A 17,587-nucleotide genomic window follows, 5' to 3' on the forward strand; every position below is an offset into this window, starting at 1 on the left:
ATTGAAGCGGACCTTCCTCCTGTTGCGGTTTTGTGCAACCGCCCCGAGTGCTTGGGGCTGGTCGAACCACACGGTCGGCAGCTATCTGGCGTTGCAGGATCTGCCGGCGTTGCGCGATGCGCCAGCGGTGGAAGTCGAGCCACTGGAGCAGTTTCTCACCGAGCAATACCCTGCCGTGCTGGCGCTGTTGGAGCAACAGGAAAGCTTCGCCCGCGCGCACTTCGCCCAGTACCCGGCACGCCCCGATACCCTGAAATTGCCCGCAGTGCCAAGCGACAATCTGCGCCACGATTTCCTCACAGCGTTACGCATCAATCCCGAGATTCACCTGGCGATGGTCATCCAGCCCTTGCCGGGTAAAGACCTGCCCGAGCGGGAGCATTTGCAGGCCAATCAGGTCATGGTCGAGCAAACCCTGTCACCGTGGAATCGTCAGCGTTTCATCGTCATTGCCAATCACGAGAAAGTTGCCCCGCTGGCCATACTCGCCAGTGCCGCCGACGAACCGGATTACGGCCACGACATCAATCTGTTCAGCGACAACCCCGGCAACGTCGGCGCGATCTACGGTTTCGGCCCGCAACCGTTCGGTGATGCGCGGTTCCAGTACAGCTCGCAGGCGCCGTTCCACATGGGCTTCTTCCATGAAAGCGCGGTGGTGTATGCCGCTGCCGGTTTCCTCGAACTCAGTTGGCCGGACTGGCGCGCGTATCAGTACATGGGGCTGGCGCGACTGGCGTTTGCCAGCGGTCATCCGTATTGGGGTTATCGCTTTCTTGGCTGGGGCCTGCACCACATTCAAGACCTGACTCAGCCGTATCACGCCAAGCCATTGCCGGGCGTCGACTTGGCCAGTCTTCTGCTACTGGAAGGCAAGGCGCTGGCCGGTTTCGCCGCCGACAAACAAGCCTCGATCGAACGCGTCGCCACTCGACATATGGAAGTGGAGAAGTACCAGTCGACCTGGCTGCGCCGCTTGCTGCGCGCCGGTCAACCGCATCCGATGCTCGCGGCTTACGCCGATGTGGCTCAGGACACAAGTTACCCGCCGTACTCGGTCGACTACCTGCGCGAAGTGGTCAGCGCCGAAGCGGTCAACGATTCCGCAACCTTCGACGAAGCCATCGGCCAGTGGCTGGAAACGGCGCCCGTCAGCAGTGATTTCAGCAGCGGCAATCAACTTCATAGCGAAGATTTCGACCACCCGGCACTCAACCAGCAGTTGTTCAAGCTGCTGGGGCATTTCGGCGCGCACAGCCGGATTTACGTCAGCGCGGGATTGGCGCCGTAGCGCGGCAACGTACACCACAACAATAAAAAACAGGGAAGGAGGAACACATGATCAACTCTCGATTGCGCCTGACGGGCGCGGCGCTCCCCGGTGTCGGCCTGGCCGGGCTGCTGCAACTGTGCGCAGTCGATGCGGCGCACGCGGTGGAATTCAACTTCATGGACAAACAAGTCACTGGCTCTGTCGACACGACCTTGTCTTACGGCCGTTTGTGGCGGGTGCAGGGCCGCGACAAGAGCAACGATGACGTCAACACCAACGACGGCAATCGCGCCTTCGACACCGGGCTGGTTTCCGAGGTGTACAAGATCACCTCCGAGCTTGAAGCCAACTATCAGAACTACGGTGTGTTTGTGCGCGGCACCGCGTTCTACGACACGCAACTGATGGACAAGCGCAACGACTACTACGGCAACAACAGCCCCTCGCAACCGAGCCAGAGTTACCCGCAGGACGACCATTTCACCCGCCAGACCCGCGACATTGCCGGCAGCCGCATCGAGATGCTCGACGCCTATGTGCACGGCAGTTGGGACGTCGCGCAGATGCCGGTGACCGCGCGCGTCGGTCGACAAGTGTTCAACTGGGGCGAGGGGATTTTCTATCGCGGCGGGATCAACACCACCAACCCGGTGGACGCCGCCAAGTACCGTTTGCCCGGCGCCGAAGTGAAGGAAGTGCTGGTGCCGGTCGAGGCGCTGAGCTTCAACATCGGCCTCACCGACTCGCTGACCCTGGAGAGTTTCTACCAGACCAACTGGAAGGAAACCCGCATCGATCCGGTCGGCACCTTCTACTCGCAAACCGACCTGTTCGCCGACGGTGGCAACACCGGTTACAACAACTTCAGCGGCACGGCGCTCGACACGCCGGTGCCGGGGTTTGGCAACGTCATCGGTTTGTACAGCGCGCTGGGCAACAACCCGTTGCTCAACTCCGCCCTGCAAAGTACCGGGCTGTACGCCAATGGCGTGACGCCGGCCTACGGCAACACACTGAAAGTGGCGAGCGTCGGCAAGGACTACAACGCACGCAACGATGGCCAGTTTGGTTTTGCCTTTCGCTACATCGCCGAGCAGCTCAACAGCACCGAGTTCGGGTTGTACATGGTCAATTACCACGCCAAGGAGCCGACCATCGCGGCGGACCTGGGCGGCTACAAAGGCATCGACATGGATGCCCTGACTAACTTGTTGTCGGGTGTTGCCGGCAGTCAGGCCGGGGCGCTGGCCAATGGTCTGGCCACCGCTGATGTGATGGGCAATATCCAGGCGCATCGGCGTTATGCCGAAGACATCCGCATGTACGGTTTCAGCTTCAACACCACACTGGGCGAGGCATCGGTGTTCGGTGAGATTGCTTATCGGCCGAATCTGCCAATCGGTGTCGCGGCCACCAACGATTTGATTGGTGATCTGGCCAACGGCGCAGCGGCAGCGGTGACCGGCAGGTCGATCAACGTCGGCGGGCAGATGGTCAACCTCAACAGCGAGATCAACAACGCCGAACGTGTCGAAGCGTTCAATACCTCGCTGGGCACCATCTACAACTTCGGCCCTACGGCTTCGTTCGACTCACTGTTCGGCATCTTCGAACTGGCCTCCGAGCACCTGCGCGGCAGCAGTCTGCAATACACCGCGTATGACGGTAGCCGTCGTTATTACGCCGGCACCGGTAACTATTCCTATGTGTCTGGCGGTGATCGCGACGATCAGGTCAACCGCAATTCCTACAGCTACACGGCGATGCTCAACGGCACCTGGAACGACGTGTACGCCGGGGTCAACGTCTCGCCATACATCGTTTACAAGGACGATTTCGAGGGCAACAGCTATCAGGCCGGCAACACCATCGAAGGTCGCAAGGCCTACACCCTGGGGATCAAGGCCAACTACCAGAACAAGCTCGAAGCCGAACTGCAATACACCGAGTTCTACGGCGGCGGGCAAAACAACGGCATCCGCGACCGCGACAACGTCGGGTTCAACCTCAAGTATTTCCTGTGAGTTTCATACGAGATGTCTGCAACACATCATCCCCCTGTGGGAGCGAGCTTGCTCGCGAAGAGGCCTGCACATTCAGCACAGGTATCGCCTGATACACCGCTTTCGCGAGCAAGCTCGCTCCCACAGGTTTTTGTATTTGGAGAAGATCATGGTTCACACTTCACGATTGACCAAGACCACGCTGGCGCTCGTCATGGGGCTGGCGGCCAGTAGCGCTTTCGCCGCCATCACCCCACAACAAGCCGAACAACTGAAAACCACCCTGACCCCCATGGGCGCCGAGCGCGCGGGCAACGCCGCCGGCACCATCCCTGCGTGGACTGGCGGCATCACTCAAGCCCCGGCCGGTTACAAACCCGGCCAGCACCACCCCGATCCCTACGCGGCGGACAAACCGCTGTTCACCATCACCAAAGCCAATCTCGACCAGTACAAAACGCACCTCAGTCCCGGTCAGATCGCCCTGTTCAACAGCTACCCCGACACCTTCCAGATGCCGATCTACCCATCCCGGCGATCCGGCTCAGCGCCGCAATGGCTATACGACAACACCCTGAAAAACGCCACCTCGGCCAAATTGCTCGAAGGCGGCAGCGGCTTCTCCGATGCCTACGGCGGCGTGCCGTTCCCGGTACCCAAGGACGGCATCGAAGTGCTGTGGAACCACATCACCCGCTATCGCGGCATCTACGTCGTGCGCCGCGCCTCCGAAGCGCCGGTCCAGCGCAACGGCAGCTTCGCGCTGGTGACCTCGCAGCAGGAAGCGCTGTTCAACTATTACCGCCCGAACGGCCAGTTCGCCGACCTGAAAAACATCCTGTTCTACTACCTCGCCTTCGTGAAAAGCCCCGCACGATTGGCCGGCGGTGCCGCACTGGTGCACGAAACCCTCGATCAACTCAAGGACGCACGCCAGGCCTGGATCTACGACGCCGGCCAACGCCGCGTGCGTCGCGCGCCGAACCTCGCCTACGACACGCCGATCGCCTCCTCCGATGGACTGCGCACCGCCGACGACACCGACCTGTTCAACGGCTCGCCCGATCGCTACGAGTGGAAGCTCAAGGGCAAACAGGAAATCTACATCCCCTACAACAACTACAAAGTCGGCAGCCCCGAGGTGAAGTACGCGCAATTGCTCACCCCGGGTCACCTCAACCCGCAATACACCCGCTATGAACTGCACCGGGTCTGGGTGGTGGAAGGCAACTTGAAACCGGGCTCGCGGCATATCTATTCCAAGCGTGTGCTGTTTCTCGATGAAGACAGCTGGGGCGCGGCACTGGTCGATCAATACGACGGGCGAGGGGAGTTGTGGCGCGTGTCGATGGCCTACCTGAAAAACTTCTACGACCTGCCGACGACGTGGAGTGCGCTGGATGTTTTCCACGATTTGCAGGCGCGCCGTTACTACGTGCAGAACCTTGATAACGAAGAAGCGGAGACGGTGGATTTCGCGCAGCCGGTGCCGGAGGATGCGTATTTTATGCCGTCGGCGTTGCGGCAGCGTGGGACGCGGTGATGACTGAAGTCTAAGTCCACCACTGACAGAAAGAGCCCGAAGCCACTGATGCATTTGGCTTCGGGTTTGTTCTGTAGAGCTAAAAATATCTGCTTTACAGATATCTGTATTTGAGATAATTTGGCTGCATGTAGGGATACCAGAACCGATAATTGTATGAGAGTGATCACAAAAGCGGCGGTTGCGCGGGCCATTGAGACTCATGGCCAGTGGAGAGATCCTCTCACCTTGTGGCTAACCATCTTCGACAGAGCATCGCTGCGCTTCGAGTCGTTTGAGAAGCTTCGTCAAGACTGGGCCAGCGCCTCTGGTTGGAACGTCGATCGTATCCCTCACTCGAAGCTGAGGCTGACGAGCAAGAAAGGCCCGCTTGATATTTACGTTTTTGATATCAAGAAAAACGAGTGCCGTGTCATTACGTGGATCAACACGAAGACTGGCACTATCTTTATCAAGGACATTCTTCCCCATGCCGGATATGACAAATGGTGGAAGGGTGATGTCAAGTAGTTGGCCAGAATGAAATACGCTATTTATGTTTAACGAAAATACAGGTGATCTCAATGAAGCGTAATAAAGTCGAAGCAACAGGACTGGATTCCTTCATAGCCGATATTTCACCCATGCTTGAGGGACTGGGCGATCAGCTAGCGACTTTGTCCAAGTTGTTGTCTGCCTGCCATGATCCGATAAAAAATGATGACGATCTGCAAGTGCGAATGGCCCTGATTGATGAGCTTTATTCCCACGCAAGCACCGAGGATCATGCTGCGGCACGATTTGCGGAGTTTGTGGCTGATCGGGTTTATGAGTACGAGAATGAAACGGTGTTGATTGCTTATTCGTCCCAATCTGAAGCGCTGGCGTTTCTGCTGTCGGAAAGAGGTGTCAAACAGAAGGACTTGTCTGAGATCGCAACTCAGAGTGCTGTTTCAGAGATATTGAATAACAAGCGAAAAATGACCGTTGCCCAGATAAAGGGATTCGCCGAGTTCTTTAAAGTGCCGGTTGAGTTTTTTATGCACGGTGTGGTTTGACGGGATGCCGTGAAAGGTCTAACGCAATCGCGAGCAGGCTCACTCCTACAGGGGATTGGCGTCGCCCACATAATCTGTGATCGACGCGTTACCTGTAGGCCTTCGCCTGCTCGCGATGCGGTTGTAGCTTCAGCGCGAAATCAGAATCAAACGCGGAAGTGGCTGACCATCTGCTGCAACTGACCACCCAAACGCGCCAGTTCTACACTCGACGCAGCCGTCTCATCACTCGCCGCTGCGGTCTGTTCAGACACATCGCGTACGTTGATGATGCTGCGGCTGATCTCTTCGGCCACGGCGCTCTGCTGTTCGGCAGCGGCGGCGATCTGCTGGTTCATCGACTGGATGTTCGACACCGTGCGGGTGATGTTTTCCAGTGATGCGCCAGCCTTGCGCGTCAGCGCTACGCTGCTGTCGGTCAGGGCGCGGCTGTTGCTCATCACCGCCGAAACCTGCTGGGTACCGTTCTGCAGACCGGCGACCAGGCCTTCGATTTCTTCGGTGGATTTCTGCGTACGCTGGGCCAGGCCACGCACTTCATCGGCAACCACGGCAAACCCACGACCGGCATCACCGGCACGGGCGGCTTCGATCGCAGCGTTGAGCGCCAGCAGGTTGGTCTGTTCGGCTACTGCCTTGATCACGTCCATGACGCTGCCGATCTTGTCGCTTTCCTGTTGCAGCACGCTCATCGCTTCGGTCGAACGCACCACTTCGCTTGCCAGACGTTCGATCTGGGCGATGGCTTCGTTGACCACTTTGTCGCCTTCACGGGCTTCACCGTCAGCGGCCGCAGCAGCTTGCGAGGCTTCTTCGGCGTTGCGCGCAACTTCCTGCACGGTGGCGGTCATCTCATGCATCGCGGTGGCGACCTGATCGGTCTCGACTTTCTGGCTGTTCACACCGGCGCTGGTCTGCTCGGTCACGGCGGACAGTTCTTCAGCGGCGCTGGCGATCTGGGTGACGCCGTCGCGGATGCCGCTGATCAAGTCACGCAGGGTCACACCCATGCGGGCGATGCCTTGTTGCAGTACGCCAAGTTCGTCACGGCGGGTGACGGTGACGTTCTGGGTCAGGTCGCCGCTGGCAATGCGCTCGACCACGGCCAGGGTTTCTTGCAGCGGACGAGTGATCTGACGGGTGATGATCACCGCAGCAATCACGCCTACCAGCAATGCCAGCAGGGTGCTGATCAACTGGAAGGTGCGCGCCTGGGCACTTTCGATGTCGCGACGGTCGAGCTGGATCTGATACAGCTGCTCGCTCGTGGTAACGATGGCGGCGCCCTGATCAGTCATTTCTTTCCGCGCCTGCACCGCGTCGGTGTTGGCGTTTTTATAGGCCATCAATGCGCTGCGGTAATTGATCAATGCGGTTTCCAGCTGACGCAGGGCGTCTTGCTGAGAATCGGCGAAATGCACGTTCAGTTGCTTGAGGCTGGCGATTGCGACATCCAGTTGGCCGACGGCTTTCTGTTCGGTTTCGGCGTTGGTGGTGGCGGTGTAACCGCGAACTTCGTAGCGCGCGAGGATGAACGCTTCCTTGGCGGCGGTGATCGCCTGGAACTGTTCGAAGCGCTGTTCGCTCATGTCCATCTGTTGCACGCGTTTGCTGATCGATTCGATCTGGTTGTACGCGGTCTCGGCACTCACGCTCATGCTGTCGCGGGCGCTGTTGCCGGTGCGATAGGCGTTGCGCATTTTGTTCAGCGACGTCTGGTATTCAGCGATGGTCGCGGCCTGCTCCTTGAGCAGTTTGACGTTTTCCGGGCTCTTGAAGCTATTGATCAGCTTCTGTTGTTGCGCGGCGAAGCTTTCAAGGGTGGTTTGCACATTCTGTGCGGCAGTTTCATCGCCATTGGTCAGCATGTATTGCAGACGTACTACGCGCAGTTTGGTCAGACCGGCGTTGAGCTGGGTGATGTCGCTCATCCAGTTGCTGCGGTCGATCAGGCCACCGAGGCTGGTCCAGCCTGTCAGGGCCAGCACGCAGGTCAGGGCCAGCACGAGGCCGAAGCCCAGGCCCAGTTTCATGTTCACGCTGATGTTGCCGAACCAGCTATTCATCAAAAATCCTCCAGAAACGTTGGGTTTCTTGTCGTCGGTTAGGCTGGAAGATTGTTGTTTTTTTGAGCCAGCAAGGGTGTTAGCAGGTTTGTATCGGCCGCATTTCCCAGAGCTGAAAGGATTTTGTCCTACGGAATTTGTAACATCGGATCCCAAGACTTTTTTCACATGGGTTTCACTGGCTGCCCACGCGCGCCTCTGTACCTTCGCCGCATCGAATGAACCCGTGATGCACAGTGGCGAGGCGGTTTTTGTGGAATTGAGACTGAGTCTGTTCGGCGTCAAACGCTCGATCGATCTGAGCTTTTTGGCGCGTTTTCGCAACACTTGGGTGGTGTTGGCAGCATCGATACTGGTGATCCCCCTGACCCTGTGGTTGCTGGCGCCGGCGGCGGTGCCGGATCTGGCCCACGGCAATGTCGCCGGTGCGCAAGCGTTGGCGACAGGTTGGGCCAAGGGCGAGATGATCGTGCTGGTGCGTCATGTCGAGCGCTGCGATCACTCCAAAGCTGCCTGCCTGAGTGGCAATGACGGTATTACCGATCGTTCGCGCAGTGTCGCGGTGGCGGTTGGTGCCCGGTTCGAACAACTGGGCCTGAACAACGCTGACATCTACAACAGCCCGTCGATGCGCACGGTGCAGACCGCCGGTTACATGTTCAACCATGCCGCCAGCGGTGACGACTGGTTGATCAACTGCCGGGGCCGCATGTTGCAGGACGCGTTGGCCCACAAGGTTCCCGGTCGCAATCTGGTACTGGTGACCCACAGCGAATGCATGGCGCAAATCGAGAAAGACCTCAAAGTACCGACTTCGGACATGGGTTATGGCTCGTCATTGTTTGTTTCCGCTGCCAGCCCGGCGGCTCCCAAGATGCTCGGCTTTATTGAAGCCTCCGACTGGCGCACGGTGACCACCCGATGAAATCCCGTTTCTACGCTTACAATTTTGGTATTCCGCTCGCCTGTGCGGCACTGGTGTTCCTGATGTTCGACATGACCAAAATCGACATCGCCTTCAGCAACCTGTTGTTCGATCCGCTGACGCAGTCCTTCCCTCTCGACAAAATCCACTTCTTTGAAAAGCTTACGCATAAATGGGCGCGGATCATTCCGAACTGGACGGCGGAAATCGCTCTGATCGGCGCGCTGCTGTCGGTGGTCTGGCCGTTGGTCAATCCGCAGAAACGTCCGCGACTTGGCGCAATGCTGGAGCGCAGCAAAGTCGCGCCAGTGCTGCGATTTGCCGCTGATCACCGTAGGGATTTTCTGTTTGTGGTGGTCGCGTTTGCGGTCTGCACCGGGGTGATTCACTTCCTCAAATCCCACACCAGCGTTTACTGCCCGATCGAGACCACGCTGTACGGCGGAAAAATGGCCCACATTGAGTGGTACAGCAACTTTCAACTGTTCCATGAAGCCGGCAGTGGCCGTTGCTGGCCGGGTGGTCACGCCTCCGGCGGCTTCACCATGCTGGCGCTGTATTTCGTGGCGCGGCGCTATCAATGGCGTTTTTCCAGTGCAATCCTGTGGGGCTCGCTGCTGCTGGGTTTCATTTACGGCACTACTCGTGTCCTGCAAGGCTGGCACTACATGTCCCACACCTTCTGGGCCGGAATCTTCGTCTGGCTGGCGTGTTTACTGACGGCGTTGGCCTTCTACGGACGGGCGCGGCTGGATCTACCGGTGCTGAGCAAGCGCACACAGAAAGCGTTCAGTGCTCAGCCAGAGGTTTCTCTCTGAACCCGTTCGGATGAAATGAAAAACCCGCCAATCACCGGCGGGTTTTTTTATGCAGCTGCGCAGGCCTCAATAGCCGACGAAGTAATACGCCTGACGCCCGACCATCATGGTTTTGAGCACTTTCAGGGGGGGCGCGGGTTCGCTGTCGCCGGCCATCACCACGACATGCGAGGGCGAGGCCGTGAGGAAGTCTCGCAACTGCGCCTCGGTATCCAGCCCTTTGAGTACTTGCTGGGTATAGAAGACCGTCGCGCCACCGACCCGCTCATTGGCCTGAAACAGTGCGACTTGATGCCCGGCAGTTTGCAGCGTCTGAATTTCTGCACTCAATGGCAGGAACGAAAGCTTTTTGTCGGCGTGGGGCAGTGCCCATTGCGCGGCGGCGAGATAACTGCCGATCACCAGCGTGAGCACAGTTACTGCCAATGTCTGACGGTGACGGGCGATACGGCCTACGAATCGATTGGCGGATTCGCACTGCTTCAATCGTTCGAACAACACGCCCGCATACTCCGCTGCGATCACCGCGGCGGCCGGTGTCATCGACATCAGATACACCGTGCGTTTGCTCGATGCCAACGTCAGCATGATGAACTGCGCCACGATCCACAGGCTGAAAAACAGCAAGTAGCGGTTGGCCTTCAATTGTTTGCGGAAATGCCAGAGCCCCAGGTACACCAGAATGTTCCACGGCAGGAAAGCTTCCGGCAGTTTGGCGAGGTAGTAATAGAACGGTTCATAGTGCCCGGCCTCGACGAAGGATCCGCTGAAGCGCCCGACACTGTTGGTCAGCAGCACCTCTTTGACGGCCTGCGCACCGCCGTGCTGGAAGAGGATGACGAGCCAGATCAGCAGCGGAATCAAACCGACCAGGGTCAGTAAGCCCGGCCGCAGCCAATCCGTGATTTTCAGGCGCCTGTCCATAAGGTTGTCGGTCAGCAGATAGGCAAAAATCACTACCCCCGGCATCGCCAGCCCCAGCACACCCTTGCTCAACGTGGCGATGGCAATTCCGACGACAAACAACAGCGAGTTGCCCACGGTCGCGGCCCGTTGCGCCTGGAAAAACGCCAGCAGCGCCGTGGTCACGCCGAGGGCGAGTAATGCATCCTCCCCGACACCGCGCACATTGCTCCAGTAACTGGCCATGGTCGCGAGCAGAATGCCCGCCGTCCAGGCAATCATTTTCGGCCGTTCAAAGCGGCGCAACATGCCGTACAGCAGCATCACGCTGAGCAAACCAGCCACCGCCGACGCCAGCCGCACGGCCCACGGTGAAACACCGAACACGCGCATGGCGCCAGCATCCAGCCATAGGCTCAACGGTGGTTTTTCCAGAAACGGTTCGCCGAACAGACGAGGCGTGACCCAATCGTCGTCCAGATGCATCTCCATGGCGATGCCGGCCACGCGGGCCTCGGTGGAGCCTTGCAATTGATGGTTGCCCAGCGCGAAGAAAAACAGCAGGGCAGCAAGCAGAAACAGCGAAGTGACGGCACGCGACATAGGGTTCAGGAAACCGGAAGGGGCGGGAGGCCTGAGCATACGACGGCAATCCTTAACGAATTGTGAAACTCACGCCAAAGGTTTCGACCAGCGCTTTTCCGGTGTCTCGAACCTTGAATTGACCAGCGCCGTCAGCACGTGATCCTGCCAGCGCCCGGCAATGTTCAGATACGCCTTGGCGTAACCCTCACGTTCGAAGCCCAGGCGCTCCAGCAAGCGCGCACTGCGTTCGTTCCCCGGAATGTAGTTGGCCATGATCCGGTGCAGATTCTGGGTCTCGAACATGTAAGCGATACCAGCCTCCAGCGCTTCCTGCATCAAGCCCTGACCCTGTTGGGCCTCGTCGATGTGATAACCCAGATAACACGCCTGAAAGGCACCACGAATGATGCCGCTGAAGTTGCACGCGCCGATCATCTGCTGGCCGTCCGGGGTCAGTAGCGCGAAATGCATGGCCAGCCCGGCCTCGAATGCGCTGGCCTGTATTTCAAGGCGTCGGCGAATCTGCTCGGTGGAAAAATATTCAGTGGTGCGGATGGGTGACCATGGCGCGAGGTGGCGCAGGTTACGTCGGTAGAACTCGCTTTCGAGCTCGGCCTGCTCTGGAGCGAGTATTGCGAGCGTCAGGCGTTGGCAGGGCAGGGTCAACAGCGGCATCGGGCGCTCCGGCTTGTGGGATCTGCTGGCAGAGTCGCGCAATCACCCCGGTTACGGCAAGTCGTGGCAAAGAAGGGACTTTGTTTCAGGCAAAAAAAAGCCCGCAGGAGCGCGGGCGAACCGTAGTTTCTTGAATGAGCGAGCGGACTGTACAAGGCTTGGCCGCGCAGCTGCAGTGAAGAAAAATTCATCTCGATGGGCGGCTCGGCGTTGGCCGATGCTCACCTGAGCGACGGGGCGACTCGTACAGGTTTCACCCGTCAATGGCGAGTTTCAGGCCCGCAGGTTTGCGGTCCCTGTGGGTCAAGATTGTCCCGCGCCCGGCAGACCAGGATCTCGGCCAGTGCGCTCAATTGCTTCATTGCCACCGCCACATGGCGTTTGGAGCCGTCGAACTCATCGGCAAGGTTTGCGCTGATGGCGACGAGGGAGTCGAGGATCTCGCTGGCGTGGGTGAGCAGGGTCAGTGTGTCGACATCGTCGCGCACCCTGATGAGTTGATTGAGAGGAACGCTACGCCGCCGCTTCGTTGCCTCGCTGCGTGCGCTGATGTTCGATTGCTGTTGCAGGCTGGTCGCCGGCGCATCGGAAGGTGCCGAGCCAACCAGCGAAAGTTGTGGGGTCTTTTTCATGACGTAGCTCCGTGGAGTGAACATTCACTGCAATTGCGGCTGCCAAACCGTCCGTTGGATGGCAGTGGTCGTGGAGGGTAACGTCCTGAGGAACCGTCCACCAGTTCACCAAAGTCGACGCGTGTTGCAGGAATTTTCCTAGGACGTTCGGTGTGGGAAGGAGGAGCCGGCCCCACTCAAGGCATGTGGTCAGCGGCAAAATCAGCCTCTGATCGGGCGCGCAAACGGCCCTTGCGACAAGCCATCTGGAAACGTTCGAAGTCGCGTTCGTTTTGTGCGGTGTAACTTTGCGCGTACTTCAGCAGCGCATCGGCCAGCGCATCGCCTTTGCCGATGTAACCGCTGATTTGCGCCGCGAGGCCGGATGCCTTGGCATGTGCCCGGGCGAGGGCTCGGCCGCAAACGCGTCCATAGGCGGCGAAGGTTTCGGCGTCGAAGGTCTCAAGCTCAGCGGAGATTTTCATGTCGCGCAGTTGCCGCACATAGAAGTGCCGACCGCTGGGGCCGGTGGTCCAGCCGAGAAACAGATCGCTGGCGGCCTGCATCAACCGCTGCCCCTCGACCACGCGTTGGCCTTCGTGGCGTGTCCGCGATTTGACTTTGACGTAATCGGCGAGCACCGAACGTCGCGCTTCCTTGAACTGCAGGAACAACGGAAATTCCTGATCGTCGGTCAACAGCGCCACCAGGCAGCGCGTACCGACACTGCCGACGCCGACCACTTTGAAGGCCAGGTCCTGGGCGTGAAACCGTGAGAGCAACTCGCGACGGTCAGGTTGCAGCGTGTTTCGATAATCACGCATGAACGCGTCGTAGAGAGGGCGCCAGTCCGACAACCGCAGCCAGTCATCGTCGGCGTCCAGCAGCGTGGTGTTTTTGTGCAGGTGGAAAATTTCCGGCAGGTCATCGCGAATAATCAGACGGCCACTGGCATCGCGCTCACTGATTTTTGGCAGCAGCTCGGCGTGGGTGCGCCGCTCAGCCTTTTCGATGGCGCGCTCCACATGTTCGAGGGTACTTTTGCGCGCCTGCGCAAGCAGATCGTTGTAACTGATGGATTCGTACCAGTTTTCCAGCGAACTCTGTTCGGCGCATTCCAGCAGCGTCGTCTGATAGGCGCCGACCATTTCACGGCACACCTGTTCCTCGACCGACTCGCCGTGGCGCAAATCGCGGGCAGCCACCACGAAACTCGCCGCGAGACGCTTGAGATCCCACTCCCACGGTCCGGGATGTGCTTCGTCGAAATCGTTGACGCTGAACAGCAGATTGCGCTCCGGCGTGGCGAACCCTCCGAAATTCATCAGATGGCAGTCACCGCAGATGGGCAAGTTCAGGCCCATGTTCGCCGTGCCCGACAAATCGTGCGCCTGCAACAAGGCATTGCCGCGAAAGAACGTGAACGGCGACACCAGCATGCGGCCGTAACGCAGTTCGACCAGAGACGCGACGCGGCCCTGGCTGGAGGCCTTGATCAACGGAATCGGGTCACGGTTCATTTTGCCGGTGGATGCCTGAGCGCTGCGCGGGCACTTCTTGCGCGCGTCTTTGCCTTGTTGCATGCGATCTTTGAGTGCGGTCATTGGGGGCTCGGTCCGGCGGAAGGGGCGCTGTGAGTGTAGAAGCGCTTTTGGGGTTTATCCGCTGGCTTGAGTCCGGTGACAATCCCCATCTCGATGTTCGCAACATAGAGGCTGTGTCGCCCCAGCGCCCTGGATTGCGCGGATCAAATGTTGCTGGAGGGGCGTGTGTGCTTGAAGGAGAGGGGATTCTTCAGGGAGCGGTTCACATAATTCTCACCTGAGTTTTGCCATGATCGTTGCCAATATTTCATCGGCCCGAGCGAGTGATCCCTTCATGAATGTGAGCGTGCTTTACGCGTTGGTTGCAGCAGCGTTGTTTGGCGCCAGTACGCCACTCGCCAAGCTGTTGGGGGTACAGATTTCACCGATTTTATTGGCTGGGTTGCTCTATCTGGGCAGCGGTCTGGGTTTGACCGTCCTGCGCTTTGCCCGCGATCGAGGTTGGCAGCGTTCCGGACTCGGAGCCGGTGAATGGCCGTGGCTGGTCGGAGCCATCGGCTTCGGCGGCGTGCTGGCGCCAGTGGCATTGATGTTCGGTTTGACCAGAACCTCCGGCGCGAGCGCGTCACTGATGCTCAATCTGGAATCAGTGCTCACGGCGCTGCTGGCGTGGCTAGTGTTCAAGGAAAATGCCGATCGGCGAATCGTGATCGGCATGCTCGCCATCGTGGCCGGCGGTGTCGTGTTGTCCTGGCCGCAAGAGGCCGTGTCAGCGCAGGACTGGACAGGCCCGCTGGCCGTCGCCTTCGCCTGCTTTTGCTGGGCCATCGACAACAACCTGACGCGTAAGGTCTCTGCCTCGGATGCCCTGTTTATCGCAGGCAGCAAAGGTCTTGTGGCAGGGGTGGTCAACTGCGGCCTGGCCTTCCTCATCGGCAAACAACTGCCCGCAGCCGCCTCGCTGGTGCCCATCCTGCTGGTCGGGTTTCTCGGTTACGGCGTCAGCCTGGTGATGTTCGTCCTCGCCCTGCGCGGGCTGGGCAGTGCACGCACCGGCGCATACTTTTCCACCGCGCCTTTTTTAGGCGCAGCTATCTCGATTCTGCTGCTGGGCGAGTCGGTATCGCTGATGTTCCTGCTCGCTGCCGCGTTAATGGCCGTGGGGGTATGGATTCATCTGATGGAGAACCATATTCATGAGCATCAGCACGAACGGCTCGAGCATGATCATCGCCACATACACGATGAGCATCACCAGCATACGCACGGGTTTGAATGGGATGGAACGGAGCCGCACAGCCATCCGCATGTGCATACGCCGATGCGGCATCGGCATGCGCATTTTCCGGATGTGCATCATCGGCATGAGCATTGAGGTGTGTGGGGTAGGGATTGGTTTTTGGCGGTAGGGGCTGGATGGGATGGCGAGATGCGACAAAGCCCGCACTGGGCGGGCTTTGTCGTTGATAGCTGGTGGGCCGGGGTAATTTGAAACAAGTCGGTATCTATCTGTTTTTTCTGATTAATAAATTATTGGACAACTTGCCTGGAATACCAGTTGGAACGCTGCGTGGTCTGGATTCCGATGGACGGTGCTTTTTGAGCTCCGCCCAAAAAACGAATCGGGATCGAGTCTATCAAGCAAATGGTCGCGCTGTTGATTGTTGCCCCTGCGCGTACGATGTCCCCACTCGCAGGTACAGGGATTCCTAGCAAACGATACCGTCAATGATTGCTGTGTTGGCTAAGCCGACTCTCGAAGTACTGCGCAGTCTCTTTGTCGGTGCAGTACAGGTAGCAACCCTTCATCCCACGTGTCATCAGAGTTCGGTATGTATTTTTGATGATCAGGTCTGTTTCTTTTTTCGCCAGGGTAGGTTGCTCTTTCATCATTTTTTTCCAGCCGCGAATCGATTTATCGTGCTTGTCGCGCTCGTCCGGGGATGTCACTACCTTGCCGTCACGTACGATTAGGTCTGGCCCGATGATCACCCCGATGTAGTCGACTTCCAAACCTTGGCAGGTATGAATACAGCCAACCTGCTCAATGGAGTTCTCCGCGATGATCCATAGGCTGCCATCCTGATCCAGGTTCCATTGGCGTTTGTAGTCACCAATGACGATATCAGCAGTGGTGGAGTCTTTCTTGCTCAGCCAAGGCCAGCAATAGCCCGCGACCACACGAGCTTTGTTTCCGTGGTTTTTCTCGTTGATTGCTTCATGCATCGCCTGAGGTGAGTCGAACACCTTAAACTCGTACTCTTGAGTCTCAAGCGTCGGATTTGCCGTCGAGCGAATGCCTAGCGTGTCATCCAGCCATGCCAGGTAACCGTCAGAACCACTGCAGCGAAACTGCGAAGAAAGCACGTGTTCTTCAACCACAGCACCCTTGGCTTTTGCAAAGGCGCGAATCGCCTGCTTGCTGCCGATATCGCTCAAGGTTACACGCTGGTCTTCATCAATGAAGAAAATTGAGCATTTCGCTGAATCAATCAGCTCCTTGATCTGGTTTTCCCCAAGGTTTCCATAAAGCCCGCTTTTCTCATTTAGCCGGTGAGCTTCGTCCACGATAAGCGCATCGAATGTGTTGGGCTCAGTGTCGATGAATGCCCCGGAGCCTGAAAAGAAATTCGAGAAATGGCTGCGCTTGATGGTGCCAACCAGTTTGCTCTCGTAGACCTTGCGCGGGGCTGCGTTCTTGGAGACGTATTTGCTCATCAGCTTCAATTCGGTGAGCCTCACCAGCAGATTGATAGCCAGAACGGTCTTCCCGGTGCCCGGTCCACCTTCAATGATCATCACCTTGGGGGCTTGGTCAGAGGCCTCGCTTGCCGCCGCCAGCGCCGACTCAAAAATTGCTTTCTGATCGTCAATCAATACGAACTCGGGTTTGCCTTTCATCAACCCACCGAGGGCTTCGGCTAGCGCCTTGGACGGGCGAATTTTTCCTTCGGACAGCTCGTAAAGAACCTCTTTGTTGTCGCCATGACTTATATGCTTTTTCAGAAAGCTTCTGAGTTTACTGAGCTCTTCCGGGCCTTTCAGAAACAGCGGAGCCTTGCTGATGTGGGGCTCGTAGTGAGCTGAATCTATGACGCCGTCGCTGACGTAGTTATGGAGGTAGGCACACGGACGGATCTCGATGCTTTTGTCATACACGGCCTCGTTGAAGCCTTCCAGCAGCGCTGCGTATGACCATACCTGATAGGACGGGTGAATGGTTTCAACGAGGCCGCCACCCATGGCCGTTTTGACGATGGCATCCTTGGTTGTAGCGTTGGCCTTGCTCCATTGTTTCAATTCGATCAATACGGCTTTTTTTGCCTGGTTTTCATCGCGACCGGTGAGTAGAAAATCGATTCGCTTCGACGACTGCGGAATGTGCAGTTCGATGGCCAGGCCTGCGTCGCTCGGCAGGCCCTCATCTCTAAGGACCTTGGCCATGTACGTTAGGGATCCTTGCCACGACCTGATTTCCGATGTGCCAACGTTCTTGCCGGTAGCTTCCTTGTAATGCCTGAGGATCACCTCCTCAATGTCATCGTTATCGTTGTCTTTAAGAAATTGCTGTTTGGTCGCAGCGTAAACGATCACGGGTTGTCCT

At 58.1% G+C, this 17,587-nt stretch carries 14 protein-coding genes and 1 pseudogene; 8 read left to right on the plus strand and 7 right to left on the minus strand.

Annotated features, from left to right (window positions below; genetic code table 11):
- The first annotated feature begins 1 nt into the window (after nt 1).
- The 5 genes from ACWR1S_RS12725 (at nt 2) to ACWR1S_RS12745 (ending at nt 5,856) form a co-directional block, all read left to right on the plus strand.
- Entirely contained in the window at nt 2–1,291 is a 1,290-nt protein-coding gene (locus ACWR1S_RS12725; protein WP_454563738.1) for a phospholipase, read from the plus strand.
- 47 nt (nt 1,292–1,338) lie between these two features.
- The gene (locus tag ACWR1S_RS12730; protein ID WP_454563739.1) at nt 1,339–3,297 is read left to right on the plus strand and encodes a DUF1302 domain-containing protein; all 1,959 of its coding nucleotides are present in this window, start codon (nt 1,339–1,341) and stop codon (nt 3,295–3,297) included.
- 148 nt (nt 3,298–3,445) lie between these two features.
- Complete coding sequence (locus ACWR1S_RS12735) at nt 3,446–4,819, plus strand: DUF1329 domain-containing protein (RefSeq protein WP_454563740.1); 1,374 nt, start codon at nt 3,446–3,448, stop codon at nt 4,817–4,819.
- A 156-nt stretch (nt 4,820–4,975) separates the two neighbouring features.
- Entirely contained in the window at nt 4,976–5,329 is a 354-nt protein-coding gene (locus ACWR1S_RS12740; RefSeq protein ID WP_454563741.1) for a type II toxin-antitoxin system HigB family toxin, read from the plus strand.
- A gap of 53 nt (nt 5,330–5,382) precedes the next feature.
- Complete coding sequence (locus ACWR1S_RS12745; protein ID WP_100846304.1) at nt 5,383–5,856, plus strand: helix-turn-helix domain-containing protein; 474 nt, start codon at nt 5,383–5,385, stop codon at nt 5,854–5,856.
- A gap of 146 nt (nt 5,857–6,002) precedes the next feature.
- Here ACWR1S_RS12745 and ACWR1S_RS12750 read toward each other — a convergent pair whose 3' ends face one another.
- Nucleotides 6,003–6,866, minus strand: coding sequence for a methyl-accepting chemotaxis protein (locus ACWR1S_RS12750; protein WP_454563786.1), 864 nt, complete (start codon nt 6,864–6,866; stop codon nt 6,003–6,005).
- Nucleotides 6,861–7,922, minus strand: a pseudogene (locus tag ACWR1S_RS12755) (methyl-accepting chemotaxis protein); the annotation flags it as partial. The gene ACWR1S_RS12750 and the pseudogene ACWR1S_RS12755, both read right to left, overlap by 6 nt.
- 253 nt (nt 7,923–8,175) lie before the next feature.
- On the opposite strand from ACWR1S_RS12755, the gene pmrG reads away from it, so the two are divergent.
- On the plus strand, nt 8,176–8,847 hold the full coding sequence (pmrG, locus tag ACWR1S_RS12760) for a lipopolysaccharide core heptose(II)-phosphate phosphatase PmrG (RefSeq protein ID WP_454563742.1): 672 nt from the start codon (nt 8,176–8,178) through the stop codon (nt 8,845–8,847).
- Nucleotides 8,844–9,665, plus strand: a complete 822-nt coding sequence (locus ACWR1S_RS12765; RefSeq protein ID WP_454563743.1) for a phosphatase PAP2 family protein — start codon at nt 8,844–8,846, stop codon at nt 9,663–9,665. The genes pmrG and ACWR1S_RS12765 overlap by 4 nt, the downstream gene beginning before the upstream one ends.
- A gap of 66 nt (nt 9,666–9,731) precedes the next feature.
- Here the strand turns inward: ACWR1S_RS12765 and ACWR1S_RS12770 are convergent, their stop codons facing one another.
- The 4 genes from ACWR1S_RS12770 to ACWR1S_RS12785 all read right to left on the minus strand — a co-directional run bounded on the left by ACWR1S_RS12770 (nt 9,732) and on the right by ACWR1S_RS12785 (nt 14,043).
- A complete protein-coding gene (locus ACWR1S_RS12770; protein WP_454563744.1) occupies nt 9,732–11,210 on the minus strand; it encodes an ArnT family glycosyltransferase in 1,479 nt (492 codons plus the stop codon).
- A 30-nt stretch (nt 11,211–11,240) separates the two neighbouring features.
- Nucleotides 11,241–11,828, minus strand: coding sequence for a ribosomal protein S5-alanine N-acetyltransferase (gene rimJ / locus ACWR1S_RS12775; RefSeq protein ID WP_454563745.1), 588 nt, complete (start codon nt 11,826–11,828; stop codon nt 11,241–11,243).
- A gap of 260 nt (nt 11,829–12,088) precedes the next feature.
- Nucleotides 12,089–12,460 (minus strand): DUF6124 family protein, encoded by a 372-nt coding sequence (locus tag ACWR1S_RS12780; RefSeq protein WP_454563746.1) that lies wholly within the window; start codon nt 12,458–12,460, stop codon nt 12,089–12,091.
- Between the two features lie 176 nt (nt 12,461–12,636).
- Nucleotides 12,637–14,043 carry a DUF2252 domain-containing protein gene (locus tag ACWR1S_RS12785; protein WP_454563747.1) on the minus strand — a complete coding sequence of 469 codons (1,407 nt, stop codon included), beginning with the start codon at nt 14,041–14,043 and terminating at the stop codon, nt 12,637–12,639.
- A 274-nt stretch (nt 14,044–14,317) separates the two neighbouring features.
- Here ACWR1S_RS12785 and ACWR1S_RS12790 point away from each other — a divergent pair, with 274 nt between their 5' ends.
- On the plus strand, nt 14,318–15,358 hold the full coding sequence (locus ACWR1S_RS12790; RefSeq protein ID WP_454563787.1) for an EamA family transporter: 1,041 nt from the start codon (nt 14,318–14,320) through the stop codon (nt 15,356–15,358).
- Between the two features lie 350 nt (nt 15,359–15,708).
- Here the strand turns inward: ACWR1S_RS12790 and ACWR1S_RS12795 are convergent, their stop codons facing one another.
- On the minus strand, nt 15,709–17,577 hold the full coding sequence (locus ACWR1S_RS12795) for a DUF2075 domain-containing protein (protein WP_257118489.1): 1,869 nt from the start codon (nt 17,575–17,577) through the stop codon (nt 15,709–15,711).
- Between the last annotated feature and the right edge of the window lie 10 nt (nt 17,578–17,587).

Source organism: Pseudomonas sp. AIG, from assembly GCF_977020205.1.

Coding starts and splice junctions, on each gene's coding strand:
- ACWR1S_RS12730 (WP_454563739.1), top strand. CDS start 1,339: ATGATCAACTCTCGATTGCGCCTGACGGGCGCGGCGCTCCCCGGTGTC.
- ACWR1S_RS12735 (WP_454563740.1), top strand. CDS start 3,446: ATGGTTCACACTTCACGATTGACCAAGACCACGCTGGCGCTCGTCATG.
- ACWR1S_RS12740 (WP_454563741.1), top strand. CDS start 4,976: ATGAGAGTGATCACAAAAGCGGCGGTTGCGCGGGCCATTGAGACTCAT.
- ACWR1S_RS12745 (WP_100846304.1), top strand. CDS start 5,383: ATGAAGCGTAATAAAGTCGAAGCAACAGGACTGGATTCCTTCATAGCC.
- ACWR1S_RS12750 (WP_454563786.1), bottom strand. CDS start 6,866: ATGGGTGTGACCCTGCGTGACTTGATCAGCGGCATCCGCGACGGCGTC.
- ACWR1S_RS12765 (WP_454563743.1), top strand. CDS start 8,844: ATGAAATCCCGTTTCTACGCTTACAATTTTGGTATTCCGCTCGCCTGT.
- ACWR1S_RS12770 (WP_454563744.1), bottom strand. CDS start 11,210: ATGCTCAGGCCTCCCGCCCCTTCCGGTTTCCTGAACCCTATGTCGCGT.
- rimJ (WP_454563745.1), bottom strand. CDS start 11,828: ATGCCGCTGTTGACCCTGCCCTGCCAACGCCTGACGCTCGCAATACTC.
- ACWR1S_RS12780 (WP_454563746.1), bottom strand. CDS start 12,460: ATGAAAAAGACCCCACAACTTTCGCTGGTTGGCTCGGCACCTTCCGAT.
- ACWR1S_RS12785 (WP_454563747.1), bottom strand. CDS start 14,043: ATGACCGCACTCAAAGATCGCATGCAACAAGGCAAAGACGCGCGCAAG.
- ACWR1S_RS12790 (WP_454563787.1), top strand. CDS start 14,318: ATGAATGTGAGCGTGCTTTACGCGTTGGTTGCAGCAGCGTTGTTTGGC.